Consider the following 13,853-nt stretch of genomic DNA (forward strand, 5'->3'; position numbering starts at 1 on the left):
TATTACTACAGAATTTATTAAACGGTTAGTTTTAACGTAATTACAACAAAAAAGCGCCCCCCATTTCTGGAGGGCGCTTTTTATTTAGTTAATCTTCAGAATTAACCGTTGATAGCAGGAGCAGTAAGAGCTACAGGAGTAATTTCACCAGCAGCTAAGTCTAGGGGGAAGTTGTGAGCGTTACGCTCGTGCATTACTTCCATACCCAAGTTAGCGCGGTTGATTACGTCTGCCCAGGTGCTGATAACGCGACCTTGGGAGTCAATTACTGATTGGTTGAAGTTGAAACCGTTCAGGTTGAATGCCATCGTGCTGATACCCAAAGCGGTGAACCAGATACCGACGACGGGCCAAGCTGCGAGGAAGAAGTGCAGTGAACGGCTGTTGTTGAAAGAAGCGTATTGGAAGATTAGACGACCGAAGTAGCCGTGGGCTGCAACGATGTTGTAGGTTTCTTCTTCTTGACCGAACTTGTAACCGTAGTTTTGTGATTCGGTTTCGGTGGTTTCACGAACCAAGGAAGAAGTTACTAGAGAACCGTGCATTGCAGAGAACAATGAACCGCCGAACACACCAGCCACACCTAACATGTGGAAGGGGTGCATCAAGATGTTATGTTCTGCTTGGAACACGATCATGAAGTTGAAGGTTCCAGAGATACCCAAAGGCATACCATCAGAGAAAGAACCTTGACCGATGGGGTAGATCAAGAATACTGCGGTAGCGGAAGCCAAAGGCGCGCTGTAAGCTACGCAGATCCAAGGACGCATACCTAAACGGTAAGAAAGTTCCCACTGACGACCCAGGTAGCAAGCGCAACCGATCAAGAAGTGGAAAACTACCAATTGGTAAGGGCCACCGTTGTACAACCACTCATCTAAGGAAGCAGCTTCCCAAATGGGGTAAAAGTGCAAGCCAATAGCGTTGGAGGAAGGAACAACTGCACCAGAGATGATGTTGTTTCCGTAGATCAATGAACCTGCAACAGGTTCACGGATACCGTCGATGTCTACTGGAGGTGCTGCGATAAAAGCGATTACGAAACAAGCAGTAGCAGCTAGCAGGGTTGGGATCATCAGTACACCAAACCAACCGATATATATACGGTTGTCAGTGCTAGTAATCCACTCGCAAAAGCGATCCCATACGTTAGCGTCAGAGCGCCGTTGTAAGGTTGTGGTCATTGTTTTATAAGTGCTATTTTTTGTTAAATATGGAACAAGCAGATTTGATTTTGCCTGTTGAAATACAGTCTACATTAAATTTACTTTGACGCGATCTTTGACTTAATATTCTGTAACAGAATTCTTTAACAAGATAATCGAAATATAAAGTTTTCCTACTATATCCAATAGTGATAAAAGTAATGAATTTAGGGTTTGTAAGCCATTTCAAGACTAAACTAGCTATAACTTTCAATGACGCGATCGCCTCCTTTATTGTCTTTACATTCCTTTACAAAGAAGCTGTTAGAGAAATTTTTAACTATATCGATTTGTAACGAAATAATAAGTTGTACATTGTCTTATCTTTTGTGTTGATTTTTTGGAGAAACTTAAAAATCAAAGTATATGTAGGGCAAACTACCTTCAGGAGCAAATAACCAAACAGCGTAGAAACAGATGGGGACAAAGACAAGCTTAAGAGGCCAGTTAAACTCTAACTTCAGCATTCGGTTAAAAGCATAGACTACAGCCATAAGGGCAGCTAAAGCTAGAAGTAACCAAGTGAGTTGAGATTGGCTTATATTTAAGGCATCCACATATACCTTTTGAGCAAACTGGTCGTCAGCAGGGTAGTTCCAAAGATGCCGAATTACCAAAGAAGAGTCTTGAAGATTAGGTAAGCGGAACCAAATCCAAGAGGTAAAAACCATTAATTGGGTCAATAACCAAGCTACAAAGATACCCAGAGGATTTTGCCAGAATTGTTCTAGCTTTTCAAAGCGATCGCTCATAGTATCTGTAAGTCGATGAACCACCAAGGCTAACCCGTGGAATATGCCCCAAACTACATAACCCAAGGCAGCACCGTGCCAGATACCAGCGATTAGCATCACAATAAATAAATTCCAGCAGGTACGGACTAAACCCTGACGGGAACCACCCAAAGGAAAGTAGACATAGTTACGTAGCCAATCTCCTAGAGTCATGTGCCAACGCCGCCAAAATTCTGAAATATTGGTGCTGAAATAAGGAAAGTCGAAATTTTCAGGTAGAACCAAGCCAAAAAGCATAGCACTACCACGGGCAATGTCTACATAACCGTTGAAATCTAGATATAACTGCAAGCCGTATGCGAATGTAGCTAACCACAGATCCGTACTACCCGCCCGTTGTAAGTTCCCAAAACATAAATCGACGAAAATCCCCAGGTGGTCTGCAAAAATACCTTTTTTGACTGCGCCTCTAGCAATCAACCACAGCGCCTGGGCTACTCTATCGCTACTGGGGAACTTTAGTGTATTGAATTGATTTGCTAAATTGTGGTAGCGCGTAATCGGGCCTGAAATCAGTTTGACGAAGAATAATTTGTAAGTGGCAAATTTGAGAAATTGATCAGTAGCAGGGGCACCGCGATAAACATCTACTAAATAGGCAATGCATTCAAAGGTAAAAAATGAAATTCCCAAGGGTGCAATCAATTTAAAAGAGCTATCTGGTGAGTTTGTTTGTATATTAAAAACAAACTTTAATAAAGGAGTAAAATACTTAAAGCCTAATAATAATAAAACATTTAAACTTATCCCTAGCCACAAAAGTTTTAGACGACGGCGATTCCAGTCACCTTGGGCAAATTGCCACTCTTCATTAGAAATTTGCCAATCAAGAGAATGTTTTCCTGGTGATGTATTTTTACCAATCTCTAGCCCCACACGGAAATTAATAAAGGTTAATGCTAATAGTAGTGGTATGTACTGGATGTGCAAAGATGCGTAGAAAACCAAACTGGCGATTAGCAGCGTCCATAATCGCAATTTATGTTGTGCTAAAGACCAATAAATTCCTAACACACTCAATAAGAACAGCCCATAGAAAATTGATATAAAGTTCATTTTTTAGTCATTTGTCATTTGTCATTTGTCATTAGGGATTGGGCATGGGGCATAGGGCATTGGGCATAATTATTCTCTCTGTCCCCCTTGCCTCCCCTGCCTCCTCTGCCTCCTCTGCCTCCTCTGCCTCCCCTGCTCCCTGCCCCCTGCCTCTTACTTCACGGGCCAAGGAATCATCGGGTCATTAGCCAACTTTTTAGAGACTTCGTATGCTCCAAAGCGGTTGAGGTGGCTGGGGTCAGAAAAGTAGTCATTTGCTTTTGGCCACTGTTGGCTCAAATCTCGATAAATAAAGTTGGGACTAGTAGCTAGACGCAACATATATTCCTGAAATTCTTGCTCATATTGTTTACGCACTGGATCTAAATAATCTGCCGTCAGAGGCATATTGACAAAAACTAAGGAAATTTTCTGAGACTGGGCAAACTGAAGCACTTCTTGAAAGGCAGCATCTTGCTGTCCTTCTATTTGGAAAGATTTATAGTCGTTGTCGTAATTTCCGGTAACTCTAGAATGTTTTTGATAGTATCTAGCAGGATTGAAGCGAATAGACAAAGGTAGAAAACCATCAAAATCAACTGATTGTCGAGAAGTAATCTCATCTGAAGTACCGTCTGTTGGTTGCCTTTGTGATGCAACTGTCTGATTGCGACCAAATATAAGCAGTTGTTTTTGCAGTAAATTTTTAATTTGGTCGCGGTTTGGGTAGCTAGCAGAAAGAGATGCTAAAGCCTGATTTAACGACTGATTAACAGCTTCATAGGTGCTAATTTCCGGTTTTTCTTCTTTTACCTTTTCTTCTCCTGAACTTACCGTATTTTCGAGCAAATCACTGCTATTGGCTGTTGTTGGGGTTTTTTGGAATGCTTGTTTATAACCAGCTGATGCAGCTATGGATTTAAAAGTAATATCCTCGCGTCCACCGTTGAAAGCACGGGCCCCATCTGCCCAGAGAATTATTTTAGGCAGTTCTGATGGTTCTAGTACATGGCGAATTACAAAGTCTACAACTTGTGCGGTAGCACCGTTGATCCCAAAGTTAAACACGTCAATATTTGGATAGCCCTGAGTCACTAAAGCTTTAGAAAGTGCTGCTGGATCTATTCCCCTAAGAGCGCGGGAGGAGCCAATAATCAACACATCTGGCGGAGTACCATTTATAGCCAAACGCTGTTTATACAGTGCTAGTTGCTCGTCTAACTGCCTAACATTGAAACTTGGCATCTGCGATCGCGCTGCTAAAAGAATAGCGGTAGCGGTTGCTTTTTCTTTCAGTGGTGCGGCTGCTAAATTATTTGTTGGAGTTTCATCACTTTGAGTAAACTCAGAAGCATTAAATACAGAACTCTGGTTTGGAGGAGATTTTGTTTTAGAAGTGCTGGTAAAAAATGCCGTTTTCTCACCCTGAGTTTTCTCAGATGTCAAAGATGCCTTTTGCTTAGAAGAAGATGAAGGCAAGACATTAGCCACTTTTGGCGTAGTCGTACCCCGTGCAATAATTTGACCCAACACCCAATCGGTTTGGAGGGTAAGTAATAATCCCAGTGTCCCCCAAACTAAAGCAATCTTAAGTCCTTGAACATCAGGGGTTTGTTCTTCCGACTCGTGGCTTTCGGTAAATAGCTGGCTTTTCAACAGGAATTTTTTCGCTGTTGCACTCGCCGTTACCATCCAATCTCGCGCTACTTCTGTCACAAAACTTTGAACATCTTCTGTCGTTAAGTCGGGGCGCAAAATTGGCTCATTAGTCTCAGAGTTTACCAGATCATTAACGTATTTAGAAGTAGCAGCAAATTCTGGGGTTGCTTCTGGTACTAAACGTTGGCGATGCTCAAGATCAACACCATAGTGCCAAAAAGGTTCTTTATTCCCAGCCCGGCGACCGTAGACACGTATCCCCATAATACCGGGAATCTTTAACTGGCGGATAAACTGCGTAACTTTGTTTGCTACTTGTTGCCGTCCTGGGCAAACAGGTGCATCACACATGATGTGCAATAAATCATTTTTGTTCAGCAGGAGGACGCGAACTCCACCTGTCAATAGACGCCAATCCAGGTCAGGATTGAGTAAACGCTCCAGTAAAAATATGATGGCTGGTTCATCGCCAGTATTCGCCAAATCTAGCGGTGATGCGGCAAAGGCGGGATATTTTGCAGCAGGTAAAGCCAGCCAATCAACCCAAGTGGGTTGCTGATCGCCTGCTTTTTGTCCATATACAGTGGCGGCGAGAATGCCTTGAGGTGCGATCGCTTCTAACTGGGGTAAAATCGCATCTAAGCACACTACCTTGTCGGGGATTGGAGCGGTTCCTAAGGGATCAAAAGCTGGGATACAAAAAATATGTAGTGTTGATTCTTTTAGAGAAACTTGTACACCAACTTTTAACCCTGACAATACCTCAGTTAATAATCGAGCGATCGCTTGTACATCCCCCCAACGCGCCCATTCCTTCAGCATTACCTCTGGTGGTGTCAAATCCACCCGCAGCAGCCAATCAGGGGCAGTTTCGCCGCTTACTTGGGAAACAATTATGGCATCTTGGTAGCCGGAAAGCTTGAGATAACGCAACTTCTGGGCTATCGGTTCAGCAAGCAACGATGCATCAGGGCTATAGCTCGACTGGCAAAATATCCACAAGCGCTCTTCTTCTGGCTGAGAGTTCTTTGGCTTATATGGCTTAATCTTTACTTGTACTGATACACCTAATATACTTAGGGTTTCACTGAGATATCGAGCAATAGCCTCTGGGTTTCCTTGGCGTGCCAAACTTTCGTTAGAGACAATCAGCGCCCCACCCAATTGTTTTGATTTTTCCGAGTCTGCTAGCAAGGCTTGCTCCACCTGCTCCAGATGCTTATCTATTTGATTCAAGTAAACCCGGTGGCACCATTTGGGGCGTTGTTCCCCTTTTCTTCGGCCATAGACAAATACTTGATATATTGAGGGTTGTTCGTTACTTGTGAGGATATCTAAGTTTGTTTGCTGTAGTGCTTGCAGCAGGTCAGACAAAGTGCGCCAACGCTGCGGACATTCTGTACCTTCACAAAGAATATGAAGGTCATTTCCCCGTAACCGAACTTTCACTCCGAAAGTGTTGATCCCTGTTGCTTGGCTTACCCATTGCACTAAGGATTGCTGGCGATCTGGTAATACTGTTTTCATGGGAAGTTAACTTTACAGGAAGCGATTGTTGGGGGATAGTGCCTGCACTTGTAAACTAGAACCATAGGTCTATCATACTCTGACGGTTTTTTTTAACAATTTTGTTACCTTCGTAGCTTACAAAATCGGCCAAGATAGTCTTGTACAGGTTGCAAGTCTGACTAATGTTGAGTTTTGCGTTTATTTTACTAATAGGGAGTCATAAATCGGAAGTTAAGAGTTAGGAGTTAGAAGTTAGAAGTTAAGAGCCAGGAGTCAGAATAATTCTATATGACTGATTGATGGCTTGTCCTTTAAAGCTGGACTTGCTTCCCACTGCGCTAACGCCCTTAATCGATGAAACAACCAACAAGCTTATCTCATTTCATATCCATCCCTTGATCGTTGGAGCCATCTTAACTCCTAACTCGTAACTTTCAACTCCCGACTCCTTTTGACTCATATTCCCATAACCAAGAATTAGCAATGCCTCCTGCCAACCAACAACCTTCAACTAACCCCACATCCAATCTGGATTTGTTTAGCATTCCCCAATCTTTCCTTTTACAAATAGGTACAGCGTCTATATTACTGCTGCTCATTACTGGAAAAACCGCAGTAAGAGCGCTAGAAGGCATAGGGGAAGCCAGTGAAGAATTGTTTCGAGGCGATCGCCTACCGATTCTCGACTTCCCAGAGGATCACGAAACTAATCAAACTTAGAAAATATACACCAAATAATTATTTGCTCAGGAACAACCTGGTAAGCACTAAGTGCAAAACCTAGAAGCGTAAACAGTAATTAGCTTTACAACATAGAGAATATGGGTTCCCTTTTATACTCTTCGTCTCAAACTGCGGATATATACCCGGTGTCGGAATTATTTTTGCGTCATCGTCTCCAGGTAGTGGAAGAATTGTGGGAGTCTGTTCTCCGGCAAGAATGCGGTCAAAACATGGTAGATTTGTTGCGGCAGTTGCGTGATTTGTGTTCGCCGGAAGGACAAGCAACAAATGACCAAGCATCCTCAGCCGTCAAATTAATTGAACAACTAAATATCAACGAAGCAATTCGTGCAGCTCGTGCTTTCGCTCTATATTTTCAGTTGATTAACATCATAGAGCAGGAATACGAACAACGGCAGCAACTGAGTCGCTATGAGGCAGAAACAGAGGCTATAGCGCCAGAAACAGCATCCAATGTCAACTATTCGTCCAATCAAGGAGAAGATGACGCGCCTGTTAGTAGGGGAATAGCAGCAGAATTGCTGAGAAAGAATTATCTAGAAAAAGCGCAAGTCAAACCAAAAGGTACTTTCGCTGCTTTGTTTCCCTATTTATTGAAACTGAATGTACCACCCCAGCAAATTCAACGTTTAATTGCACATCTGGATGTACGTTTAGTTTTCACAGCGCACCCAACGGAAATTGTTCGTCATACCATCCGGGATAAGCAGCGCCAAGTGGTACAACTTCTGCAAAAACTGGATACCCTGGAAAACCATTTTGGTACTACGGCCGGGGGATATGCTTGGGAAGCAGCAGATGTCCGCGAACAACTGCTTGAAGAAATTCGCCTCTGGTGGCGTACAGACGAACTTCACCAGTTCAAACCCACAGTTCTAGATGAAGTAGATTATGCGCTGCACTACTTCCAAGAAGTTTTATTTGATGGTATTCCTCAACTTTATAAACGTTTCAAACACACGCTATCCAACACCTTTCCTTGGCTAGAACCACCGAGTAAAAACTTTTGCTCTTTTGGTTCTTGGGTAGGCTCAGATAGAGATGGAAACCCATCAGTCACACCAGAAATCACCTGGCAGACAGCTTGCTATCAGCGCAAAATGGTGCTAGGGAGATATATTCAGTCAGTGAAAAATCTGATTGAATTGTTGAGTGTGTCAATGCACTGGAGTGATGTCTTACCAGACTTACTGGAATCTCTAGAGTTGGATCAGTCCCAGTTGAGTGAGGTATACGACGCATTGGCGCTGCGTTATCGACAAGAACCTTATCGGCTCAAACTGGCTTATGTGCTGAAACGGCTAGAAAATACTCGCGATCGCAATCTAGCTTTGTACAATCGGGAAACGCCAAAAAATCAAGATAGCCCCCTATATCGTTCGGGAGCCGACTTTTTAGCAGAACTGCGGATGATTCAGCGCAACTTAACAGAAACAGGTTTAAGCTGTCGAGAATTAGAAAATCTGATCTGTCAGGTAGAAATTTTTGGTTTTAACTTGACACAGCTAGATATCCGCCAAGAATCATCCCGCCACGCCGATGCGCTGAATGAGATACTACAATACCTGCAAATATTACCTCAACCTTACAACGAACTATCTGAGGAGCAAAGAGTCGCTTGGCTTACAGGAGAACTGCAAACCCGGAGGCCGTTAATTCCGGCAGAATTGCCATTTTCCGAAAAAACCAACGATGTAATTGAAACCTTTCGCATCGTGCGATCGCTGCAACAAGAATTTGGTCTAAATATCTGCCAAACTTACATTATCAGTATGTGTCGCGACGTGAGCGATGTGCTGGAAGTATTGCTTTTGGCTAAAGAAGCCGGACTTTTTGACCCCGCCATAGCCGTAGGAACCATTCAAGTTGTCCCCCTATTTGAGACAGTAGAAGACTTACAACGCTCCAGAAGCGTCATGCGGAAACTGTTTGAACTCCCGTTATATCGAGCTTTGTTAGCCGGCGGCTACGAACATACCAAGGCAGAGGATATCGATCAAAATTCATCCTCCTCTGCCTCCCCTGCCTCTTGTCCCCCCTCACCCCTTCCCGTGAACTTGCAAGAAGTAATGCTGGGGTATTCTGATAGCAACAAAGACTCTGGTTTTTTAAGCAGCAACTGGGAAATTCATAAAGCCCAAAAATCACTGCAAAAAATAGCAGAAAACTATGATTTAAGTTTGCGGATTTTCCACGGACGCGGCGGTTCTGTGGGGCGGGGTGGCGGCCCTGCTTACGAGGCGATTTTGGCTCAACCTGGTCATAGTATCAATGGGCGAATCAAGATTACCGAACAAGGAGAAGTTTTGGCTTCTAAATACTCCTTGTTGGACTTGGCTTTGTACCACATGGAAACCATCACCACTGCTGTGATTCAAGCTAGTTTACTGCGGACAGGGTTTGATGATATTGAACCCTGGAATGAAATTATGGAAGAATTAGCAGTGCGATCGCGTCAACATTATCGTGCTTTAATCTATGAACAACCTGATTTTGTTGACTTCTTCCATCAAGTAACTCCCATTGAAGAAATTAGCCAACTGCAAATTAGTTCCCGTCCAGCCCGCCGTCCATCTGGTAAGAAAGATTTAAGTAGTCTGCGAGCTATTCCTTGGGTATTTAGCTGGACACAAACCCGCTTTTTGCTGCCTTCATGGTACGGTATTGGCACAGCGTTACAAGAATTCTTGAACGAAGAACCAGAAGAACACTTGAAATTGCTACGCTACTTTTACGTTAAGTGGCCGTTCTTCAAGATGGTGATTTCTAAAGCTGAGATGACGTTGGCAAAAGTAGATATGCAAATGGCGCATCACTATGTCCAGGAATTATCAAAACCAGAAGATCAACCCCGCTTTGCCAAGGTTTTTGACCAAATTGCCAGCGAGTTCTATCTCACAAGGGATTTGGTGTTAAAAATCACCGACCACAGTCGACTGTTAGATGGTGATCCTGTCTTGCAACGATCTGTGCAGTTACGCAATGGCACAATTGTCCCCTTGGGATTTATCCAAGTTTCCCTACTCAAGCGTCTACGCCAGTCGATGAATTCTAATGCTACTTCTGGAGTCATCCACTCTCGTTATAGCAAAGGCGAGTTACTGCGAGGAGCATTGTTAACTATTAATGGGATTGCAGCCGGGATGAGAAATACAGGTTGATGGGGAGTGGGGAGTAGGGAGTGCGGGATGAGGGAGCAGGGGAGGCAGGGGAAGAAGAACTTTAATTATTGTCCAATGCCCAATGCTCAATACCCAATGCCCAATGCCCTATGCCCTATGACAAATAACAAATGACTAAAAACAGAATTTTAATTTGCACTTTTTTGGCGCTATCATCCGGTTTTTTTGGTGCTTACACTAGTGGGCAAATGACCATAATGCTGCATAGCCAAAAGTGCCAAAACCAACCTTGGGGTTTAAAGGAGATGTGCAATGCCTGGATGACACCAGGAGCAATATGGCAAGGTAGCACAACAGGATTATGGACAGGCACTATTTTAGGGGCGTTTGTTGGGGGTTTGGTCACACGACAAGCTCGTGATTAACTCGGCAGCAAAAAAGTCAGTAGTAGGTTTGGTGTCAGCAAGACTGGTAAAATCTACCCATAGCGAAGAAGAGTAAATCACCATGCCTACCGAAACTAACCCAGGAAATCAAACCACCACAGGGGCTGATGCTATTGATGAAGCGATCGCCCAGGGAATTGATTTTGATGGTTCTCCCATTCCACCTGCCAAGCTAGAACTTTATGGTAAAGTTATGGCGCTAGAAGCCAATAGACAGCGCAGTGGCGTATCTAATACTATGCGATCGCGTATTGTGCGAATTGGCGCAAAACACATTCCCCAAGCAGAACTCGACCAATTACTTGTAGATGCTGGTTTCGCACCCTTAAAAGAAAAAGAAATTGCCTTTTTTTATAGCGGAAAATAAATATTAATGTTTTACAACAGTTTTCATTTATTTGAACCACATCTGTTGTAGGGGCACAGCAATGCTGTGCCCTCAATTCTCTACCTCAAATATCGCAAATTGCCATCGGGATTTTGGCTTCTTGAATTCTTTCCTGATCGGGTTGAAAAGTGTATCTTCAGCAAGATATTGTCAACTTTCTCTTGTGTTTGAATTAGCAGATGGCTATATGTACTTAAGTTATAGCTGAAAGACTTGGAAAACACATGTCAGGAACTACGTCAAATTCAGAAATGCAATACCGAGTTATCGGCAGTACAGGAGAGAAAGTTTCCGCAATTGGACTAGGTGGTTGGCACATCGGCTTAAAACACGTTGATGAGCAACTGGGTATCCGAATTGTTAAAACAGCCATTGATCGTGGCATCACCTTTATGGATAACAGTTGGGATTACAACGGTGGAGTCAGTGAGATTCGCATGGGAAAAGCGCTGCGCGATGGCTATCGAGACAAAGTGTTCCTGATGACGAAAATCGATGGTCGTTCTAAGAAAGCAGCAGCAAGGCAGCTAGACGAATCACTTCAACGCCTGCAAGTTGATTACATCGATCTTGTTCAACACCACGAAATCCTTCGGCACGAAGACCCACATCGAGTTTTTCATGAAGAAGGGGCGAATGCTGCCTTGATTGAGGCACGGGAAGCTGGCAAACTCCGATATATAGGTTTCACTGGGCATAAAGACCCTTATGTTCATCTGCATATGCTGGAAGTTGCAGCCACTAACGGGTTTAAATTTGATGCAGTGCAGATGCCGCTCAATGTAATGGATGCTCACTACCGGAGCTTTGCAAAGTTGGTTCTACCAGAACTGGTCAAAGAAAACATTGGCGTTCTGGGAATGAAAAGCTTGGCAAACGGTATTCTTTTACGCTCAAATACTGTAACGCCAATTGAGTGTTTACATTATGCTTTGAATCTGCCTACATCAGTTGTGATTACTGGAATTGATAGTATGGAGATTCTAGAGCAAGCCTTTGAAGCAGTACAGACATTTCAGCCAATGAACGACGAGCAAGTGCGATCGCTCTTAGCAAAAACGGCAGAAGCAGCATCACGCGGCGAGTTTGAGCCTTTCAAAACCTCATCAATTTTCGATAGCACTGCCCAAAATCCAGATTGGTTGGGAGAGGAGCCACAGCACCTCCAACAATTAATGTCAGCATAATCGCACATTATATTGCATTAATTGATACGTTACGCAAGAACTAATTGAGTTTACAAGATTAGCGATCGCACCTTTGTCTAGCAGAAAGTATGTTAGCTTGCGTTGATCTTTTTTGAATTAAGGATTAAAAATTCTTGATGACTCTTTCATTTTTAATTTTCCACAGGCTTTGCACTCACTGATAGCGCAGCGTAAAGCTTGCGGCATAGCTTCTCAGAAACTACGCCTTGCATATATTTGAGGCTTATTTCTTCCTCGAAAACCTTTAAGTTTGTTTAATTCGATCCTTAATTACCAGCAAAAAAAATCTTTGCTCAAAATTCAATCTATCAAAATAGTGAATTCGTTTAGTAACTAATGACGCAACAACTTCTATCTAGGGATTGATATGGGTTATGAGCTAAATGAAGTAAAAATAGTATACTAAATCACATGAAGATGTTCTCTATGAAACTGAATTATTTTACAAAACAGCTTTCCACGGTAAAACGCTGGATGGCTACAACACTGTTTTGTATGTTAGCGATCGCTTTTGTTTGGCAAGGTGCATTTTTCTCGAACACCTCAGCAATGGCTGATCCTGCTGCAACCTTAATTGCATCCTCAGACTCAGGCGATCGCGCTCAAGTAAAAGCCAATAGAGATGCTGGACGAACCAAAAATTTCATTGATGATACGGCAGATAAAGTTAAGGATGCTGCCAAGAGTAACGCCAGTAAAGTTGACCAAGCAACAGACGATGGTAGTTTTATTGAGCGCAAAGCAAAGAAAGATGCGGCTACAATTCAGAAAAGAGCAAATGAAGATGCATCTCGAACTAAAGAAGCAGTAGACAACACAAAGAATGTTGTTGAACGTACTGTTGATAACATCAAGGATGCTTTTGGTAAATAGCAATCCTGTTTGATTTGTAAAAATCGAAAGACTTAAATTCCCGACTTTTTAGAAAAGTCGGGAATTTTGCTATTGCTATTTACCAATAATTTAGGAAAATCTAAATTTATTACACAGATTAATTTATCTGACTTTTCACGGCATCTGAAAAAACTCTCTCTAAATCTCTCTCCTAAAAGGAGAGAGACTTTGAATTTCCCCCTTCCCGATGCGGGAAGGGGGTTAGGGGGTTAGGTTTTTCGTGGACTTTTCCACATAACGTGAAAAGCCAGATTAATTTATAACTCTATGCTGTGATACTTGCCGCCATGTTATTTGCTTGTTATGCGAGAAATAAAACAAAATTTTATAATTAATTTATAAAGATTATTTTACTAAAAAAATACTGAGCTAAACTAAAATGAATTAGTATTTTTACACACATATTCTTCAAGTCTATATAATCTGCGATCGCTAAGAAAATTAGCTGCTGTTAACTAAGAAAAGAACAAATACTTGCTAAATATTTGCCGGAAATTATGCTGACTATATAGTTAAAAATGAGATATTTAACTTCCTTTTGTATTAGCTTAAAATAGTAAAAGCGAGTGTTTTAGTTAAGGAATTTCCGCAAACTGCTTCTAAAATATTTGCTTTTTTATACGTAATCGATAAACTTTTAAGTAGCATTGCTGATTGACAAATAGGCTACAGCTTTATCTAATTGTGGCCTCATTTGGACAAATTGTTAATGGTTAACAAATTTTTCACCATTATCAATTACGAAGTTATACTTTCCACTACAACTTAGTAACAATGTAAGAGTCTGATTATGTGAACAACCCGACCGTGGGAAAATCAAAATACCGAAACTAGAAATTAGAGAGGATA

At 42.3% G+C, this 13,853-nt stretch carries 10 protein-coding genes; 7 read left to right on the plus strand and 3 right to left on the minus strand.

The window, feature by feature from the left end:
• Positions 1 to 101: 101 nt before the first annotated feature.
• Positions 102 to 1,184: a photosystem II q(b) protein gene (gene psbA, locus H6G96_RS09050; protein ID WP_190730205.1), complete on the minus strand. Its 1,083-nt coding sequence runs from the start codon at positions 1,182 to 1,184 to the stop codon at positions 102 to 104.
• A gap of 182 nt (positions 1,185 to 1,366) precedes the next feature.
• Here psbA and H6G96_RS42320 point away from each other — a divergent pair, with 182 nt between their 5' ends.
• Complete coding sequence (locus tag H6G96_RS42320) at positions 1,367 to 1,501, plus strand: hypothetical protein (protein ID WP_277932903.1); 135 nt, start codon at positions 1,367 to 1,369, stop codon at positions 1,499 to 1,501.
• A 54-nt stretch (positions 1,502 to 1,555) separates the two neighbouring features.
• Here the strand turns inward: H6G96_RS42320 and H6G96_RS09055 are convergent, their stop codons facing one another.
• Together H6G96_RS09055 and H6G96_RS09060 are read right to left on the minus strand one after the other, a co-directional pair.
• Entirely contained in the window at positions 1,556 to 3,055 is a 1,500-nt protein-coding gene (locus tag H6G96_RS09055) for an MBOAT family protein (protein ID WP_190911147.1), read from the minus strand.
• Positions 3,056 to 3,208: 153 nt separating this feature from the next.
• Positions 3,209 to 6,220: a DUF1574 family protein gene (locus tag H6G96_RS09060; RefSeq protein WP_190911148.1), complete on the minus strand. Its 3,012-nt coding sequence runs from the start codon at positions 6,218 to 6,220 to the stop codon at positions 3,209 to 3,211.
• A 465-nt stretch (positions 6,221 to 6,685) separates the two neighbouring features.
• On the opposite strand from H6G96_RS09060, the gene H6G96_RS09065 reads away from it, so the two are divergent.
• The 6 genes from H6G96_RS09065 to H6G96_RS09090 all read left to right on the plus strand — a co-directional run bounded on the left by H6G96_RS09065 (position 6,686) and on the right by H6G96_RS09090 (position 12,983).
• Positions 6,686 to 6,922, plus strand: coding sequence for a hypothetical protein (locus H6G96_RS09065; protein ID WP_190911149.1), 237 nt, complete (start codon positions 6,686 to 6,688; stop codon positions 6,920 to 6,922).
• A gap of 101 nt (positions 6,923 to 7,023) precedes the next feature.
• Positions 7,024 to 10,107: a phosphoenolpyruvate carboxylase gene (gene ppc, locus H6G96_RS09070; RefSeq protein ID WP_190911150.1), complete on the plus strand. Its 3,084-nt coding sequence runs from the start codon at positions 7,024 to 7,026 to the stop codon at positions 10,105 to 10,107.
• A 131-nt stretch (positions 10,108 to 10,238) separates the two neighbouring features.
• Complete coding sequence (locus tag H6G96_RS09075) at positions 10,239 to 10,493, plus strand: hypothetical protein (protein ID WP_190911151.1); 255 nt, start codon at positions 10,239 to 10,241, stop codon at positions 10,491 to 10,493.
• 82 nt (positions 10,494 to 10,575) lie between these two features.
• Positions 10,576 to 10,881: a DUF4090 family protein gene (locus H6G96_RS09080; protein WP_109007959.1), complete on the plus strand. Its 306-nt coding sequence runs from the start codon at positions 10,576 to 10,578 to the stop codon at positions 10,879 to 10,881.
• 245 nt (positions 10,882 to 11,126) lie between these two features.
• Positions 11,127 to 12,089: an aldo/keto reductase gene (locus H6G96_RS09085; protein ID WP_190911152.1), complete on the plus strand. Its 963-nt coding sequence runs from the start codon at positions 11,127 to 11,129 to the stop codon at positions 12,087 to 12,089.
• 447 nt (positions 12,090 to 12,536) lie between these two features.
• Positions 12,537 to 12,983: a hypothetical protein gene (locus H6G96_RS09090; RefSeq protein ID WP_190911153.1), complete on the plus strand. Its 447-nt coding sequence runs from the start codon at positions 12,537 to 12,539 to the stop codon at positions 12,981 to 12,983.
• Positions 12,984 to 13,853: the final 870 nt, after the last annotated feature.

Origin of the sequence: Nostoc sp. FACHB-892 (assembly GCF_014698795.1) — a bacterium.
GTDB lineage: Bacteria > Cyanobacteriota > Cyanobacteriia > Cyanobacteriales > Nostocaceae > Nostoc.